Below are 17274 nucleotides of genomic sequence, written 5' to 3' on the forward strand. Positions count from 1 at the left end.
GGATATGCATGCCGCTCATCGTGGGGCTCCGGGAGCGCAGCGAGGGCACCGTCCGGGCGCTGCTCGGCCCCGAGCTGCTGACCGACGACGGCCTGCTGACCGAGCAGGGCGGCGCCACGTTCTGGGACCGTTCCACCCTCTACGCCCTGCGCGGCATCTACAACGTGGGGCAGGCCGATCGGGCGACCGAACTGCTGCACCGTTATTCGCAGCGCCGCCTGCTGGGCGACCATGTGCCGTATCCCATCGAGGCGTGGCCCGAGGGATCGCAGCGCCACCTTTCGGCCGAAAGCGGCCTTTATTGCCGCATCGTGACCGAAGGGCTGTTCGGCATCCGTCCCACGGGACTGCGGTCGTTCGACCTGACGCCGAACATGCCTGCGGCGTGGGAGCGCATGTCCCTGCGCCGTATCCGGGCCTTCGACGCCGATTTCGATATTTCGGCCGTGCGTGAAGCGGGCGGCAAACTCCGTATTACGGTGACGCAGGCAGGCAAAAAACCGAAAATTTACCGCGCGGCACCCGGCGCGACAATCCGGGTGAAACTAACCGACTAATACCCGAATTCCCTATGAACCTTTTCCGCAGCTTCGTTTTTTCGCTCGTATTGTCCCTTGCGTATGCCTGTACCCCCGGGCACGGGACCGATTTCAGGGTCGTTTCGCCCGACGGAACGCTGGCCGTCGATGTCCGCGCCGGCGATTCGCTGACCTATGCCGTCACCCGCCACGGTACGCCCGTGCTGCTGCCGTCGGCCATTGCCCTGCAGTTCGACGACGGTACGGCGCCCGGGCGCGGCGCGAAAGTGTCCGGCGTGCACCGCTCCGCAGTGGAGCGGGAAATCGAGGCGCCGTTCCACCGGCAGGCCCGGTTCACCGAGCATTACAACCAGCTGCGGCTGGATTTCGAGGGCGGATATTCCGTGACCTTCCGCGTATTCGACGAGGGCTGCGCCTACCGTTTCGAAACGGCGCTGCCGGGCGGGCGCACCGTGACGGACGAACTCGCCGAGTTCAACTTCGCAGGCAATCCCGGGCTCTTCGCCGCCTACTCCGACGGGCTGTGCAATGCTTACCAGAGCCAGTACGTGAAGTGCCGTTTGAGCGAACTCGGCACCGAAAAACCCGTCCTGCTTCCGCTGGCCGCCGACTGCGGCCCGGCGGGACGGGTGCTGGTCTGCGAATCCGACCTGGAGTCCTATCCCGGCATGTTCCTGACGCCGTCCCCGGGCGGCCTGCGCGGACTCTTCGCGCAGGTGCCCGACAGTTGCTACCTCCACGAGCGCCGCTGCCAGGAGAAAGTGGCCACCCGGCACGGGTATATCGCCCGCGTGCAGGGTACGCGCACCTATCCGTGGCGTATCCTCGCCGTGGCGGACGAAGACCGCGAACTGCCGACCAACAACCTCGTCTATGCCCTTGGCGCCGAAAACCGCATCGGCGACTGCTCGTGGGTGAAACCCGGCAAGGTCGCCTGGGAGTGGTGGAACGACTGGGGCCTGACGGGCGTCGGATTCGAGCCGGGCATCGATACCCGCACCTACAAGGCTTACATCGACTTCGCGGCCGACTACGGCCTCGAGTACGTCGTGCTGGACGAGGGGTGGTCCGACCCGAAAGCGGGCGACGTGATGTCCGTGGTGGCGGAAATCGACCTCCCGGAGCTGGTGCGCTATGCTGCCTCCAAAGGCGTGGGACTGATGCTGTGGGCCGTGGGCAATGTCCTCGACGACAAACTGGAGGAGGCGTGCGCCCATTATGCCGGGCTGGGCATTCGCGGCTTCAAAATCGACTTCATCGACCGCGACGACCAGAAGGCCGTCGAGCTGGTTTACCGTATCTCCGAAGCCGCCGCCGCACATAAACTGCTGCTCGACATCCACGGTATCTACAAGCCCACGGGGCTGAACCGCACCTTTCCCAACATCGTCAATTTCGAGAGCGTTTTCGGACTGGAGGAGCTCAAATGGAGCAATCCCGACATGCCCCTTTACGACGTGACCTTTCCGTTCATCCGCATGGTGCAGGGGCCCGTGGACTACACGCCCGGGGCTTACCGCAACGCTACGCGCGACGGCTTTGAGATCGACTACCGCAATCCGATGAGCCAGGGCACGCGGGCGCACCAGGTGGCGACGTACGTGGTCTTCGACGCGCCGCTGGTGATGCTGTGCGACTCCCCGACGCGCTATATGGCCGACGAAGCCTGCACGCGCTTCATCGCTTCGCTGCCTGTCGTATTCGACACGACGCAGGTGCTTGCGGGCCGAATCGGCGAATACATCGTCACGGCGCGCAGGGCAGGGGAGAAGTGGTATGTGGGCGGCCTGACCGACTGGACGCCCCGCACGCTCGAAGCCGATTTGTCGTTCCTCGCCCCCGGCCGGGAGTATACGGCCACGCTGCTCTGTGACGACGAGCGCTCGGACACCGAACCCGAAAAACACACGATTGCCTCGCAGAAGGTGACCTGCGCGACACGCCTGCAGATTCCCGCGGCGCCCGGCGGCGGCTTTGCGCTGAAAATCGAACCCGTTGAAACCGACAGATAACCCGAAACCGATTTTATCCCTATGAAACGTACCTTACGCAACCTCTGCGCGGCCCTGTTGGCCTGCCTGACGATAAGTGCGGCTCCCGCCGCCGAAAAGGTCGTCTACCTGAAAGATTTCCTCACGCCCGGCGCAGCCGAAACCGACGCCGTGCCCGCCGTGCGGGCCGCACTGGAGCATTGTGCGGCCACCGGCGCCCGGAAGCTCGTCCTGCCCGGCGGCCGCCTCTGCATGCGGCCCGAACAGGCAGTCGAGAAATACCAGTTCATCAGCAACAACGACGAGAGCCTCAAGCGCATCGCGTTCGATCTTGCGGGCATGCGCGATTTCGAAATCGACGGCGGCGGCACCGAGCTGCTCTTCACGGGCTTCATTTCGCCGTTCAGCCTCGAAGAGTGCGAGAACATTACGATTCGCGACCTGACAATCGATTTCACCCGTACGTTCAACTCCGAGGGGATTGTCGAGGCGGCGGGCGACGGCTGGCTGGAAATCCGCTTCCCCGAGGACTACCTGTGCGACATCGTCAACGGCTGCCTTCGCTTCCGCGACACGGAGGGAACGGTCTATCCATTCTCCAACCTGCTGGAATTCGACGCCGTGCGGCGGGAACCCGCCTTCCGCGCCACGGATTACTGGCTTTCGAACCGGACGATTCCGGCCGAGAAGTGCGAGAACGGCAATATCCGCATCCTGCGCAAAGACCTGAAAGCCACGGTGGGCAACGTGATGGTGTTCGGCGCGGCGGCGCGCTACAACCCCGGTTTCACGCTGGCCGACTGCCGGGGCGTCGTGATTCGCGACGTCAACCTCTACCATTGCGGCGGCATGGGCGTGATTGCCCAGCGCAGCCGCGACATCGAACTCCGCAAGCTGGTGATTGTTCCGTCGCCCGGCAAAGGGCGCATGATAAGCATTACGGCCGATGCCACGCACTATGTTAACTGCGGCGGCTACATCCGCATGATCGACTGTGTTTTCGAGAACCAGAAAGACGACGCGACGAACATCCACGGGCTGTATATGGCCGTCGAGCGGGTTACCGGGCCCGACAAGCTGCTGCTGCGCTGGCGTAACTCGGGCCAGTACGGCGTGGATTTCATCGTTCCCGGCATGCGCCTCGAACTGGTGGACAACGACAATGTCGAAACCTACGCCCACCGCAGCGTGAAATCCGTCAAACGGCTCAACAAGGTTTACACCGAGGTGACCTTCACCGAACCCCTGCCCGACGGGGTGAAACCCCTGCACGTGGTGGCTGCCGACGACGATTATCCCGAGGTGCTGATCAAAGGGTGCCGCATGCGCGGCAACCGGGCCCGGGGACTGCTGCTGGGCTCGCGCGGCCGGACTGTCATCGAGGACAACCACTTCCACATCGCGGGCGCAGCCATCCTCATCGAGGGCGACGCTAATTACTGGTACGAGCAGTCGGGCGTGCGCGACGTGGTGATTCGCGGCAACGTCTTCGAGAACGGCAACTACGGCAGTCCGGGCTGGGGCGCGGCCTGCATCGCCGTCGGCAGCGGCATCCCCAACCGCGAAACCAGCCGTTACCACCGCAATATCCGGGTCGAGGGCAATACGTTCCGGGTGTTTGACCCCCGCATCATCAACCTCTATTGCGTCGACGGATTCCTTTTCCGCAGGAATAAGATAGAGTTCACGACGGACTATCCTGTCGTTGACGGCCAGGCAGAGCGTTTCGTTACGCGAAATTGCGATAACGTCGTGATTGAATAGACAGCTATGATTCCGGTTCGAGTATGGTTTGCGGCTGCGATGTTTTGCGCAGCCTGTGCAGGCGGTTGCGGAGCGCCCGCAGAATCGGTGTCGCTCGCCGATTTCATCGAAGAGAACCGTGTCGGGAACGATGCGACCCTCGCATTCCGCCGTGCCGTGGAGTATTGCCGGCAGCACCGGGTGCGGGAACTGGTCGTGCCGGCCGGCACCTACGACATTTATCCCGATTTGGCTTTTGAAAAATACGCGTATGTCACCAACAACAGCGCCGGGCTGAAACGGCTGCTTTTCGATTTGGACGGGGTCGGGGATTTCACCCTGCGCGGCGAGGGGGCGCACCTGGTGCTCCACGGTTATGTTTCGGCTTTTTCCGTCGCCCATTGCACGAATGTCACAATCCGAGGCTTTACGGTCGACTATGCGCGTACGTTCCATTCGGAGGGTACCATCACCGGCGTAGGGGAGAATTATCTCGACCTGCGTTTTTCCGGGGCGTACCCTTACCGGATCGTCAACGGCGATCTGCATTTCTACGATGAGGCCGGTGCGGAATATCCGGTTTCCCACCTGCTCGAGTTCGATGCCGTGCGCCGCGAGCCCGCATTCCATGCCCGGGACTATTGGCTGCGGAACAAGACGGTTCCGGCCGAGCAGCTTCCGAACGGCGACGTGCGGATTTTCCACCCCGGACTGACGGGCACGGCGGGGAATATCTTGGTGCTGGGCCCCGCCCACCGTATGTGTCCCGGCGTGGCTATCGACCGCTCGCGGGGTGTCCTGCTCGAGGATTTGACCCTGTATCACTGCGGCGGAATGGGCGTGGTGGCGCAGATGAGCAGCGATATCGAACTCAACGGCGTCCGCATCGTGACCGCCCCCGAATCGGACAGGGTCATCAGCATTACGGCCGACGCCACGCACTTTACCCACTGCGACGGCTATGTGCGGATGGACGGCTGCGAGTTCTTCAACCAGATTGACGATGCGACGAATATCCACGGCATGTACGGCATCGTGAAACAGGTGACAGGGCCTTCGCGCCTGCGCGTTTTCTTCCCGCACGAACAGCAATACGGGCTCGACGTGCTCGAACCGGGTGTCGAGGCCGAGATACTTGCGCAGCGCAGCCTCATTACGCACACGACGGGCCGGATAACCTCTATGGAACGCCTGAACAAGGAGTGGTACGAGGTGACTTTCGACGGCGACCTGTCGCAGCTTGCCGTGGGCGACCTGATTACCCGGACGTGTTATCCCGAGGTGCTGATTCGCAATTGCCGCATGGGGAACAACCGGGCACGCGGCCTTTTGCTCGGCTCGCGTAAGAAAACCGTCGTCGAGGATTGTTATTTCCACACGCCCGGTGCCGCCATCCTTTTCGAGGGCGACGGCTACTACTGGTACGAACAGGCCGGCGTGCGCGACGTCGAAATACGCAATTGCGTGTTCGACGACTGCCTCTACGGAGCCGCTACGTGGGGCGACGCCGTTATTGCGACGGGCAACGGCCCCCGGCACGACCGGGAGCGGAGCCGCTACCACCGCAATATCCGGGTCGAAGGCAATACTTTCCGGATGTCCGACCCCCGTATCGTCAACCTCTATTGTGTCGACGGATTCCTCTTCACGCGCGACAATGTGATGGAATACGGCGGCGATTATCCCGCTTCGTCCGGAGAAATACCTGGCTTTATCACCCGGAACTGCGACAATGTCGTCATTGAAAAAGAGCAACCCACAAATAATCTCAAGTTATGAAACGACTTTTTTTAGCTGCATTGGCCGTGCTGCTGGCCGTGCAGGCGGAGGCCGAAGTGAAACTCCCGGCCCTGCTCGGAAACAATATGGTGCTGCAGCGAAATACGGAAGTGAACTTCTGGGGCGAGGCTTCGCCCCGCAGCCGTGTGCGTGTCACCACTTCGTGGAACGGCCGCACGTACGATGCCAAGGCCGACGCCGAGGGCAGGTGGGCGATGAAAATCGCCACGGGCGAAGCCGGCGGCCCTTATACCGTGATTGTCAGCGACGGCCGGGAAATCGTGCTCGACAACGTGATGCTGGGCGAGGTGTGGGTCTGCTCGGGACAGTCCAATATGGAGATGCCCGTAGCGGGATTCATGTTCCAGCCGGTCGAGGGTGCGGTCGATGCCATTGCCGATGCCGGAATGTACCCCGGCATCAGGATGTTCACCGTGCCGCGTGTCTCGTCGCAAACGCCCCTTCAGGACTGCGATGCGGCATGGCAGACGGCGACTTCCGAATCGGTCGGCCAGTTCAGCGCCGTAGGGTATTTTTTCGGGCGGATGCTCTATAAGGTGCTGGGCATCCCCGTCGGGCTTGTCACCCCGAACTGGGGCGGTTCGACCATCGAGGCGTGGATGACCGTCGACGCCATCGACGCGACACCGGGCATCGACCATGCCGTAGCCAAGTCGGGAACCTACGACAACAGCATCCCCCAGCGGCTCTACAACGGGATGGTGCTGCCCGTATGCCGCTTTACGGCCAAAGGGTTCATCTGGTACCAGGGCGAGTCGAACCGCAGGAACTGGTATGACTACAAGGCCCTGCAGGTGTCGCTCGTCAAACTCTGGCGAGAAACCTGGGGCGACGGGAAAATGCCGTTCTACTACACGCAGCTGGCGCCTTACCGCTACGAGGGCGACGACTTGCGTTCGCTGCCGCTGGTCATCGAGGCGCAGTATCGTGCGCTGGACGAAATCCCGTATGCCGGGATTGCCGCCACGACCGACCTGGGCAATCCGACCTGCATCCATCCGGCGCGCAAACGCGAAGTGGGGGAGCGGCTGGCGTTCCTCGCCCTTGCGAACGATTACGGGGTAAAGGGCCTGCCCGCCCCTGCGCCGGTATACAAATCGATGGAGCGCGACGGAAACAAACTGGTGCTGACTTTCGACAACCTGCCGGTCAGGGCCCGGAACGGCGTCGACAGTTTCGTGGCTTTCGGGCCTGCCGGGTATCGGCGGCCTGCCGGCTTCGAGATTGCGGGTGAAGACCGGGTTTTCCATCCTGCCGTTGCGAATTTCAAATATTGGGACAACCGCATCGAAGTGAGCTCCGACCGGGTGCCCGAACCCGTTGCCGTGCGCTACGCGTTCCGCAATTACTGCCCCGAAGCCAATGTCGTGACAACCATGGGCCAGCCGCTGGCTCCGTTCCGTACGGACGACTGGCCGTTGGACGACATCGGGGAGATCAGATAAAAGAACCACGTAATATGTTCCCCGAAATCCCCCCCCCGGCGCGGCGGCGCCTGACTATCTCCTAAAAACAGAGGGAATTATTTATTATTCACGTGTTGTAGGCAGAAAGCGTATGCTTTCCGCCGGGGGGAGGCTTGCTGTTTTTTCCGTGGAATATGCCGTGTCCGAAGCGGTTTGCGGGAAGTTGGCATGGGGGCTCCGAATGCCTGAAAGGCGTATGTATAACGACTGAAATTGATTTTAGAAAGCCTGAAAATTGTATTTTGGCGGAAAAAACATAATTGTCAGACGAATTTTTTCGTTTCCGGAAATACATCCCCGTATGGGAACAGGCCGGGACAAAGCGGTGGAATCCGTACGAACCAAGGTAAATGAACTGATTATGGAGTTGAGGGTAAAACGTGCAGTGTGTTTATGTGTAATGTGTCTGGTGTTTCGTGCCGTCACGGGCATGGAGCATAAATTCAAGTATTACACCGATAACAGCGGGCTCTCCTCGAACACCATCCAGTGCCTTTACCAGGACGAGAAAGGCTATATCTGGGTCGGCACGGCCGACGGGCTGGATCGTTTCAACTCCTGTGATTTCACCAACTACCGCTCGGACCACCGCCGGGCGCATACCCTCGAGAACAACTGCGTTTACAGCCTCTGCGCCGAGGGTTTCCCGAACGGCGACCGCATCTGGGTCGGCACCAGCGACGGCGTCTATATCTTCGACTCGAAAGACGAGTCATTCGTCAACCTGCCCATCCTCTCCGACGGCGAGGTGCGCCACAACCTGCTGGTTTACTCGCTGGCGGCCGACGTGGCCGGCAACATGTGGATCGGGACGCTCGGCGACGGTCTGTACCGCTACAACATCAGGTCCGGCACTTTCGAGCACTATACCGCCGCGCGGTATCCCGAGGCATTTTCGTCGGACGTCATCGTCAAGGTGCTGCTCGACCACGACAACAACGTCTGGGTGGCTTCGGGCGGCGGTTCGCTGTTGAGCCGCTACAATCCCGAGAACAACCGCTTCTCGACGTTCCGGGTCGAGGACACGCTGACGCGCGAGCCCATTTCGCGCATCAGCACGATGTGCCAGGATTCGTTCGGCGACATCTGGATTGCCGGCTATGCCTGCGAACTCTACAAGTTCGAACTTTCGCGGCTGACGTTCACCTGCAACAAGCCCGACGACGGCGAATCGTACGGCCGCGTGCGCAGCATGATCGAATACTCTCCGGGGGTGATGATGCTCGGTACGGATCACGGACTGGTAAACTTCAACGCGAAGTACCGCAGTTTCGAGCAGGTCGACAACGGCACCACCAACCGCAACGGGCGGCTCAACGACAAATTCATCCATTCGATTCTCAAAGACCGCGACGGCGGCATCTGGATCGGCACCTATTTCGGCGGCATCAACTACCTTTCGCCGTTGAGTTCGCTTTTCACGCTCATCGAGGCGGGCGAAGGGTGCGGCCGCATCATCAGCAAGTTCTGCGAGGGCCCCGGCGGGAACATCTGGATCGGCAGCGACGACGGGGGCTTGAGCCTCTACAATCCCCGCACGGGGGAGTATAGGCACGTGGTGATCGATGCGCACAACCCGGCGCTCAACATCCATGCGCTGACCGTCGACGGCTGCTGGCTGTGGGTCGGCACCTACGGCGACGGCCTCTACCGCGTCGATTTGCGCAGCCGGCGGGTGCGGCATTTCAGCCAGCACGGCACGGGGCTCGACAACCTCGACGTCTATTCCCTCTACCGCGATTCGCGGGGACAGCTGTGGATAGGCACCAAAATGGGCATCTGCCGCTACGACGACGTCACGGAGACCGTTTCATGCGCCGTCAGCCTGGGGCACAACAGCGACGTGGTGGATATTTGCGAGGATACGCAGGGCCACCTGTGGTTCGCCTCGCTGGGCAAAGGGCTGATTCGCTACGGTTTCGATGAGGACAAGTTCACCTCTTTCTCGCACGATCCCCGCTACGGGCTCACCGATTTCGTGAGCTGCCTTGCCGTCGAGGGCGGCGTGCTGTGGATCGGGACGCACGGCACCGGGCTCTGCCGATACGACATCGCGGCGGATACGCTCACCCGGGAGTTCGACGCGCTGCCGTACGGCAACTGCGCCGTGTTCCAGATTATCCAGAACGGCAGCGAACTGTGGCTGACGACCAACCGGGGCCTGTTGAAATACAACCGCGAGAACGGCCAGCAGTCGATTTACAAATTCACCTCCGACGACGGCCTGCTGGCGAATATCTTCAATGCCAATTCGGGCATCAAATCCTCTACCGGACATATCTATATCGGCTGCAACAACGGTATCGACCGCTTCTATCCCTATGATTTCACGCGGCGCGAGAACTCCGCCAAACTCAATATCGTCTTTCGCGACTTCAAACTCTTCAACCGCAGCGTGCCTGTCGACGGCGGCCTGCTCACCCACACGATCGACTGCCAGCGGTCAATCCGCCTGCGGGGCCGGAAAATCTCGTTCAGCCTCGATTTCATCGCGCTCAATTTTTCCTCGCCGCTGCGCACGGTCTACCGCTACCGGCTCGAGAATTTCGACGACAAATGGATTACCACGGGACAGGACGAGAGCGCCGGCATGCAGCATGTCTCCTACACCAACCTGCCGCCGAACAGGTACCGCTTCGTCGTAAGCGCCTCGACCGGCGGCGAGCAGTTCGGCGAGGAGGCCGTGGTCGAGATTACGGTGCTGCCTCCCTGGTGGATGACGCGCGCGATGATTGCCGTTTACGGCGTGCTGTTCGTCGCCTCGATAACCGGAGGCACCCTGCTCCTGCGAAGGCGCGTCGGACGGGCGCACCGCGAGCAGATCGCCTCGATTACCCGCAAGAACAAACTCGATTTGCTGGAAGCCAAGGTCAACCTCTTTACCGAGGTGGCCAACGAAATCCGCACGCCCGTCGCGCTGATTGCAGCTCCCGTCGAGGAGATTGCCAAACACGCCGGCGTCTACGGGGAGCTGCGCGAGGACGTCGACATCGTCCGCAAGAACTGCGAACGGCTGCGCGTGCTGGTGAACCAGATATTGAGCCTCAAGAGTTCCGGGGCGAGTGAAAATTCCCTGCCCCTCGTGGAAACGGTCGACGTGCGCGAGCTGCTTGCCGCGTCGGTGGACGCGGTGCGCGATGCCGTTGCGCGCAGGGAGGTCAAAATAAACCTCTCCCTGCCCGGGGAGCCCATAACAGCCGGGATTTACAGCGACTACTTCTCGAAAATCACGGGACACATCCTCAACAATGCCTGCAAGTTCGCCCGGAGCCGAATCGACGTCACGCTCGAAGCCCCCGGCGGGGAGCTTCCCGACGACGTGTTCCGCGTGCGTGTCCGCGACGACGGCGCCGGAATCAGCCGCGAGGAGCAGGCACGGATTTTCGACCTGTTCTACACCTCGGGCACAGGCTCCGCCGGGAGCAGCGGCCTGGGGCTGGGGCTTGCCGTGGCAAAGAACCTCGCCGCGCGCATGGGAGCCCGCCTCGGCGTGGAGAGCGTCGTGGGCGAGTGGAGCGAGTTTACCGTGACCGTTCCGCTGAATCCGGCTCCGGAACCGGGGAAGGCGGCAGCAGAGGCGCCTGCTGCTCCCCGGCCGGACGCCGTCGCGCAGCCCGACGCACAGAAACGCCTGCCCAACATCCTGCTGGTCGAGGCCAATGCCGATTTCGCGGACTTTTTCGTGCGCCACCTTGCGGATCGCTATACGATTCACTGCGTGGCCGACGGACGGCAGGCGCTCGACATGCTCCGCCGCCGGAGCGTGTCGGCGGTGGTAAGCGCCGTGGCGTTGAAAGGAATGGACGGCATCGCGCTGTGTGCGGCCGTGCGCAATGACCAGACGCTGGATCACCTGCCCGTCATTCTGGTGTCGGTCGATGCTTCGTCCGCAACGAAAGTCCGGGCGCTGCAGGCAGGCGCCGACGCCTACCTCGAAAAACCGCTCTCGGTCGATTACCTCGACTCGCAGATTCGCACGCTCGTGGAGATGCGCCGCCGGCTGCGGCTGAAATTCTCGAAAATGCCCTATTCCCTCTTCGACGAGGAGGAGCCGGCGCCTGCGGGCGACCGTTTCATGGCGCAGGTCAACCAGTATATCATGGACAATATCTCCAATTCGAACCTGTCGGTCGAGGACGTCGCCGCGGCTGTCGGCGTGAGCCGTACGCTTTTCTTCTCGCGCATCAAGTCGCTGACGGGCACCACGCCCAACGAATTCCTGCGCTCCACACGGCTGAAGGTGGCCGCCGAACTCCTTTCGAAGCCCAACAACCTGCGCGTGACGGAAATCTGCTATATGGTGGGATTTACCTCGACCTCCTATTTCGCCAAGTGCTTCCACGCCCAGTTCGGGATGCTGCCCAACGAATTTCTCGAGAAATACCGCCGTGAATGATCCGGCGGACTGCCCGGCAGGGTGTCCGCGGCCGGGCGCAGGGGCGATTTGGGGGAATGCCGTACGGGCGTCAGCGCCGCAGGGGTTCACTCCTCCAGCCCCAGCTGCCGCAGCATGCCCTCGCGGTCGAGCATGAACCGTTTCATGAGCAGGTAGTGGGAGGTCTGTTCCAGTTCGGCGGGGCGGAGCCCCTCGTCCGTGATTTCGTAGATGTCGGCCCCTGGGTAGGACATGACAATCGGCGAATGGGTGCTGACGATGAACTGCGAACCGGCCTCGACCAGCTGCCTTATCCGGCACAGCATGTACATTTGACGCGACGGCGAGAGGGCGGCCTCGGGCTCGTCGAAGATGTAGAGCCCGTTTGCCCGGAGCCGGTGTTCCAACAGGCTCATGAAACTTTCGCCGTGCGACTGCCTGTGGAGCGATTTGTCGCCGTAGTACTTGTGTATGCCGTCGGCGATTTGGTCGATTTCGGTGGCGACGTTGTAAAAGCTTTCGGCCCGCAGGAAGTAGCCGTCGCGCGGCTGGAGGCCGCGTCCGAGCACGAGGTTTTCGTAGAGCGCCGAATGGGTTTCGCGCGTCGCGAAGTGGAAATTCTTCGACCCGCCCTCGGCGTTGAAGCCCGCTTTTACGGCGATTGCCTCGAGCAGCGTCGATTTCCCCATGCCGTTTTCGCCCATGATGATTGTCACGGGCCTGCGGAATTTCAGGCCTTCGAAATTCGCCAGGGCGGGTACCGTATAGGGATATTCGCACGGCAGTCCGACGGCCTCTTTCAGCCGGATGTATTTGATGAAAAGCATCTCTTCGGACAATATCATTCCCGGGTGGGTTTACGGTGCGGTGCTCCTGCGAAGATAGTGATTTTTCCTCTCGGCGCCGCGCTGCGGCTGTATTTTATCCGGATTTCCGGCCGGGGCCGTTTCACGAGTCGGTTTTGCAGTAGATTGTCCGCAGGCCGTGGGTCATGAAATACTGCACCACGCCGCGCAGGAACATGTAGAGCGTGAACGCCAGCCACAGGGCGTTGTTGCCGATCAGGGCGTATCCGGCGTAGTAGATGCCGAAATAAGCGGCCGTGGCCCAGAACATCGAATTGCGCATGACGCGTGTTTCGGTTGCGCCGACCATGATGCCGTCCATGATGAAGGGCATGGCGCTGGCTATGGGAATCAGGATAATCCAGATGATGTAGCGCCCGGCCAGCTCCACGATTGTCGCGGCGTTGGGCGCCGTGCTGTCGACGAACAGCCCCACCAGGTCGCGCCACCAGACGATGTAAATTCCCACGAACAATACCGACACAGCCGTGCCCCATGCGATGCAGCGGCGCAGGCAGTCGCGCAGGGCCGCGCCGTCGCGTGCGCCGATAAAGCGTCCCGTCAGTGCCTCCGCGGCGTATGCGAAGCCGTCGTTCATGTACGAAAAGAGCGTGAAGAGCTGCAGCAGCAGGGTATTCACGGCCAGCAGCGCCGCGTTGTCCATGCGTGCCGAGGCCCCCGTGAAAAAGGTGTACACCGCCACGATGCAGAACGTGCGCAGCATGATGTCGCGGTTGATGACGAAAAACGTCTTGAGCGGCTTCATGTTCATCACCTCGGCCCAGTCGATGTCCGTCAGTATCCCGCGGTAAAAGGCCCACAGCAGCGCGAGCGAGAGCGCTACGCCCGTCCATTGCGCGATCACCGACGCGTAGGCGATGCCGACGATGCCCATGTCCAGGCCGAAAGCGAACCACAGGCTGCACAGGATATGCACGACGTTGACCGTGATTGCCGTGAACATCGGAATCAGGGCGTTCTGCATGCCTGTGAACCAGCCGTTGAATCCGAACAGGAGAATGCCCGCCGGCACGGCCCAGATGCGGGCATAGAAGTATTCGCGCGTCATGTCGCTGCCGTTGAGTCCCCACAGGGCCAGTTCTCCCACGGGGTATTGCAGTGCGAGCATCAGCACGCCCATTGCTGCCGCCACGACCAGCGCCCGCGCCAGCATGTTGGTACATTCGCGGAAGTCGCCCGCGCCGAACGCCTGTGCCGTGAGGCCGCTCGTGCCCATGCGGACGAACGAGCAGTTCCAGTAGATAAAGTTGAAGATCGACACGCCGATTGCCAGTGCGCCGATGGTCGCGGCCGAGTCCGCGCCCCAGTGTCCGGCGATGGCCGTCGAAACGATCCCCATCAGCGGTACGGTGATGTTCGAAACGATATTCGGAAGGGCGATACGCAGTATTTCACGGTTCATGTTCATAAACAGGGTGCGGGGGAAATGTCCGGCAGACTGCGCCGGACGTTGTTTCCGGGTGCAAAGATAGGGCAAAAGCGGTGAATTTGTAACGGCCCCCGTCTTTTATCGCCAAATCAGGCACGCAATATGCCGTAATACCGAAAAATGAATTACCTTTGCCCCCACAACTCATTTAAATACGTATGAAAGACAACAAAAACGACTCGACCTCGGTACTTACGCGTTTCGGACGCGATAAGCGTCAGCGTACCGTGACAGCTACGGCGGAGCGTGTCGAGCGTCGCCCGCGTTTACAGCGTGATGCTGCTGATTCGGAGCAACCGTCATCCGACCGCATGCCCGGAAAGCGGGCTTCGTTCAATCCCCATTTTACGGAGGATAACCGTCCCGCATTCGACAAACCCCGCCGCCAGTTCGGCGACAAGCCCGCTTACGGCGAGCGCAAATCGGGCGACAAACCCCGTTACGGCGAGCACCGCGACGGCGACAAACCCCGCCGCCAGTTCGGCGACAAACCTGCCTACGGCGAGCGCAAATCGGGCGATAAGCCCCGTTACGGCGAGCACCGCGACGGCGACAAACCCCGCCGCCAGTTCGGCGACAAACCTGCCTACGGCGAGCGCAAATCGGGCGACAAGCCCCGTTACGGCGAGCACCGCGACGGCGATAAACCCGCCGGCGACCGCAAGTTCGGGAACAAGGGGTACGGCGATAAAAAATTCGGCGATCGCAAATTCGGCGACAAACCCTATAAGCCCGGATTCAGGAAGCACGACGACAAGCCGGCTTCCTATCCGAAGTTCACGCCCGAGAAACAAATCGGCGAGATGCGCCTGAACCGTTTCCTGGCCCAGTCGGGCCTCTGCTCGCGCCGCGAGGCCGACGACTTCATCACGGCGGGCCTCGTCACGGTCAACGGACAGATTGTCACCCAACTGGGCACCAAGGTGATGCCCACCGACGAAGTGAAGTTCAACGACAGCCGCGTGCAGGGCGAAAAGAAGGTGTACCTCGTGCTCAACAAGCCCAAGGGCTATGTCACGTCGCTCGACGATCCCCATGCGGGCAAAACCGTCATGGAACTGGTCGAGGGCGCCTGCACGGAGCGTATCTATCCCGTCGGCCGCCTCGACAAGAACAGCCTCGGACTGCTGTTGTTCACCAACGACGGCGACCTTACCAAGCAGCTCACGCATCCGTCCTACCAGAAGAAGAAAATCTACCAGGTGACGCTCGACAAACCGCTGGCGCGCGCCGATATGGATCGCATCGCCGAGGGTATCACGCTCGAGGACGGCGAGATTTTCGCCGACGAAATATCCTATGTCAAGGAGAACAAGCAGGAAGTGGGCATCGAGATACACTCGGGCCGCAACCGTATCGTGCGCCGTATCTTCGAGTTCCTCGGCTATACGGTCACCAAGCTCGACCGCGTTTACTATGCCGGCCTGACGAAGAAGAACCTCAAGCGCGGTGCGTGGCGTTTCCTCACCCGCGAGGAGGTCGAGCGGCTCAAGTCCGGCCAGTACGAATAGTTCAAGCACCCGGGGCCCGGCCGCTTTGGCGGCATGCCCGAAAAAACGGCTTCTTTTCCCGAAGCCGTCCGATATTGCACAACAGACCGACTTGTCGGTCTGTTTTTTTATTCTTGCCGCCCGCTTTTCATATCGCGGGCCCTGCGCCGCCGTGCTGCGGATACCGCCTCCTGCACCCGCCGGAGGCCCTCCCCGGAGCCGGAACCTGCGGCTATCGCGGGCGGATTGCGGCCCGTGCGGAAACTTTAATTTTGGCACTCCCGCCGGAATTGCTATTTTTGTCCCCTGAACGACCGGGCAGTCGTGACGGTTCACCCGTGCCTGTCCGGGGTTTTGGTGAACGGATATGGAGCAATCTCTCGATAAAAATCCTCGTGTCGAGGTCGTAGACGCCCTGCGGGGCTTTGCCGTAATGGCTATTTTGCTGGTGCACAACCTGGAGCATTTCATCTTCCCGGTTTACCCGGCAGACACTCCCGGCTGGTTGAATGCACTGGACCAGGGGGTATTCAGCGTCGTTTTTACCTTGTTCGCAGGAAAGGCCTACGCGATTTTCGCACTCCTGTTCGGATTTACGTTTTATATCCAGAGCAATAACCGGAGGCGGCAGGGCAGGGACTTCGGGTACCGTTTTCTGTGGCGGCTGGTGCTGCTGGCGGGATTCGCCACGCTGAACGCTGCCTTTTTCCCGGCCGGGGATGTCCTGCTGCTGTTCGTCGTCGTCGGGCTTGTGCTGTTCGTCGCCCGGAATTGGAGCGACGGGGCCGTTCTCGCGGCGGCCGTCGTTTTCCTCCTGCAGCCGGTCGAATGGTACCATTGCATTGCGGGGCTGGTAAATCCGGCGCACCGGCTGCCCGATTTGGGGGTAGGGGAGATGTATGCGCAGGTGGCGGAGTACACCGGAGGTGGAAATTTCGGGGAGTTCATCCTGGGGAATATCACACTGGGACAGAAAGCCAGCCTGCTGTGGGCAGTGAACGCGGGACGTTTCTTCCAGACGGCCGGGTTGTTCCTGCTGGGCCTTTGGATCGGCAGGAAACGCCTTTTCATCTCCTCGGAAAAGAATTACCGTTTCTGGGTGAGGACGCTGGTGATCTCCGCCGTCGCATTCGCCCCGCTGTATGCGCTCAAAGAACTTGTCCTGGAAAACGACGGCGTCGTCCGGCAGAGTGTCGGAACGGTGTTCGACATGTGGCAGAAGCTGGCTTTTACCGGGGTGCTGGTCGCCTCGTTCGTCCTCTCTTACCGGAACCGGAGATTCGGCAAAGCCGTCGGCAACCTGCGTTTCTACGGCAAAATGAGCCTCACCAACTATATCTCCCAATCCGTAATCGGGGCGTTCGTCTATTTCCCTTTCGGGCTGTATCTCGCTCCCCGCTGCGGGTATACGGCCAGCCTGCTGATTGGTATTCTGGTGTTTCTGCTGCAGGTGAGATGCTGCAAATGGTGGCTGGCGAGGCACAAGCAGGGCCCCCTGGAGTATGTCTGGCATAAATGGACGTGGATGGGAACCGGTAAGTAATCCCGTCCCGGGCGCCGCACACCGGGTGCGTC

At 61.2% G+C, this 17274-nt stretch carries 9 protein-coding genes and 1 pseudogene; 8 read left to right on the top strand and 2 right to left on the bottom strand.

Annotation, left to right across the window (positions count from 1 at the left end; genetic code table 11):
* From QZT71_RS06950 to QZT71_RS06975, 6 genes and pseudogenes are all read left to right on the top strand, one after another.
* A pseudogene (locus QZT71_RS06950) lies at positions 1-557 on the top strand (hypothetical protein); the annotation flags it as partial.
* Between the two features lie 14 nt (positions 558-571).
* On the top strand, positions 572-2551 hold the full coding sequence (locus QZT71_RS06955) for a glycoside hydrolase family 97 protein (protein WP_295914273.1): 1980 nt from the start codon (positions 572-574) through the stop codon (positions 2549-2551).
* Positions 2552-2572: 21 nt separating this feature from the next.
* Positions 2573-4294 (top strand): right-handed parallel beta-helix repeat-containing protein, encoded by a 1722-nt coding sequence (locus QZT71_RS06960; protein WP_295914275.1) that lies wholly within the window; start codon positions 2573-2575, stop codon positions 4292-4294.
* A gap of 6 nt (positions 4295-4300) precedes the next feature.
* On the top strand, positions 4301-6052 hold the full coding sequence (locus QZT71_RS06965) for a right-handed parallel beta-helix repeat-containing protein (protein WP_295914279.1): 1752 nt from the start codon (positions 4301-4303) through the stop codon (positions 6050-6052).
* On the top strand, positions 6049-7518 hold the full coding sequence (locus QZT71_RS06970) for a sialate O-acetylesterase (RefSeq protein WP_295914282.1): 1470 nt from the start codon (positions 6049-6051) through the stop codon (positions 7516-7518). The genes QZT71_RS06965 and QZT71_RS06970 overlap by 4 nt, the downstream gene beginning before the upstream one ends.
* A gap of 421 nt (positions 7519-7939) precedes the next feature.
* Positions 7940-11935 carry a hybrid sensor histidine kinase/response regulator transcription factor gene (locus tag QZT71_RS06975; protein ID WP_295914285.1) on the top strand — a complete coding sequence of 1332 codons (3996 nt, stop codon included), beginning with the start codon at positions 7940-7942 and terminating at the stop codon, positions 11933-11935.
* A gap of 86 nt (positions 11936-12021) precedes the next feature.
* On the opposite strand, the gene QZT71_RS06980 is transcribed toward QZT71_RS06975, so the two are convergent.
* Positions 12022-12759, bottom strand: coding sequence for an AAA family ATPase (locus QZT71_RS06980; protein ID WP_295914287.1), 738 nt, complete (start codon positions 12757-12759; stop codon positions 12022-12024).
* A gap of 103 nt (positions 12760-12862) precedes the next feature.
* Positions 12863-14188, bottom strand: a complete 1326-nt coding sequence (locus QZT71_RS06985; RefSeq protein ID WP_295914289.1) for an MATE family efflux transporter — start codon at positions 14186-14188, stop codon at positions 12863-12865.
* 179 nt (positions 14189-14367) lie between these two features.
* Between QZT71_RS06985 and QZT71_RS06990 the strand changes: the two genes are divergently transcribed.
* Positions 14368-15720 carry a pseudouridine synthase gene (locus QZT71_RS06990; protein WP_295914291.1) on the top strand — a complete coding sequence of 451 codons (1353 nt, stop codon included), beginning with the start codon at positions 14368-14370 and terminating at the stop codon, positions 15718-15720.
* A 346-nt stretch (positions 15721-16066) separates the two neighbouring features.
* Positions 16067-17242 carry a DUF418 domain-containing protein gene (locus QZT71_RS06995; RefSeq protein ID WP_295914293.1) on the top strand — a complete coding sequence of 392 codons (1176 nt, stop codon included), beginning with the start codon at positions 16067-16069 and terminating at the stop codon, positions 17240-17242.
* Positions 17243-17274: the final 32 nt, after the last annotated feature.

Origin of the sequence: uncultured Alistipes sp., assembly GCF_902388705.1 — a bacterium.
GTDB lineage: Bacteria > Bacteroidota > Bacteroidia > Bacteroidales > Rikenellaceae > Alistipes.

What these genes read in the sequence shown, in the direction of transcription:
- QZT71_RS06995 (WP_295914293.1), top strand. Translation starts at nt 16,067, where the DNA reads ATGGAGCAATCTCTCGATAAAAATCCTCGTGTCGAGGTCGTAGACGCC.
- QZT71_RS06990 (WP_295914291.1), top strand. Translation starts at nt 14,368, where the DNA reads ATGAAAGACAACAAAAACGACTCGACCTCGGTACTTACGCGTTTCGGA.
- QZT71_RS06960 (WP_295914275.1), top strand. Translation starts at nt 2,573, where the DNA reads ATGAAACGTACCTTACGCAACCTCTGCGCGGCCCTGTTGGCCTGCCTG.
- QZT71_RS06975 (WP_295914285.1), top strand. Translation starts at nt 7,940, where the DNA reads ATGTGTCTGGTGTTTCGTGCCGTCACGGGCATGGAGCATAAATTCAAG.
- QZT71_RS06955 (WP_295914273.1), top strand. Translation starts at nt 572, where the DNA reads ATGAACCTTTTCCGCAGCTTCGTTTTTTCGCTCGTATTGTCCCTTGCG.
- QZT71_RS06980 (WP_295914287.1), bottom strand. Translation starts at nt 12,759, where the DNA reads ATGATATTGTCCGAAGAGATGCTTTTCATCAAATACATCCGGCTGAAA.
- QZT71_RS06985 (WP_295914289.1), bottom strand. Translation starts at nt 14,188, where the DNA reads ATGAACATGAACCGTGAAATACTGCGTATCGCCCTTCCGAATATCGTT.
- QZT71_RS06965 (WP_295914279.1), top strand. Translation starts at nt 4,301, where the DNA reads ATGATTCCGGTTCGAGTATGGTTTGCGGCTGCGATGTTTTGCGCAGCC.
- QZT71_RS06970 (WP_295914282.1), top strand. Translation starts at nt 6,049, where the DNA reads ATGAAACGACTTTTTTTAGCTGCATTGGCCGTGCTGCTGGCCGTGCAG.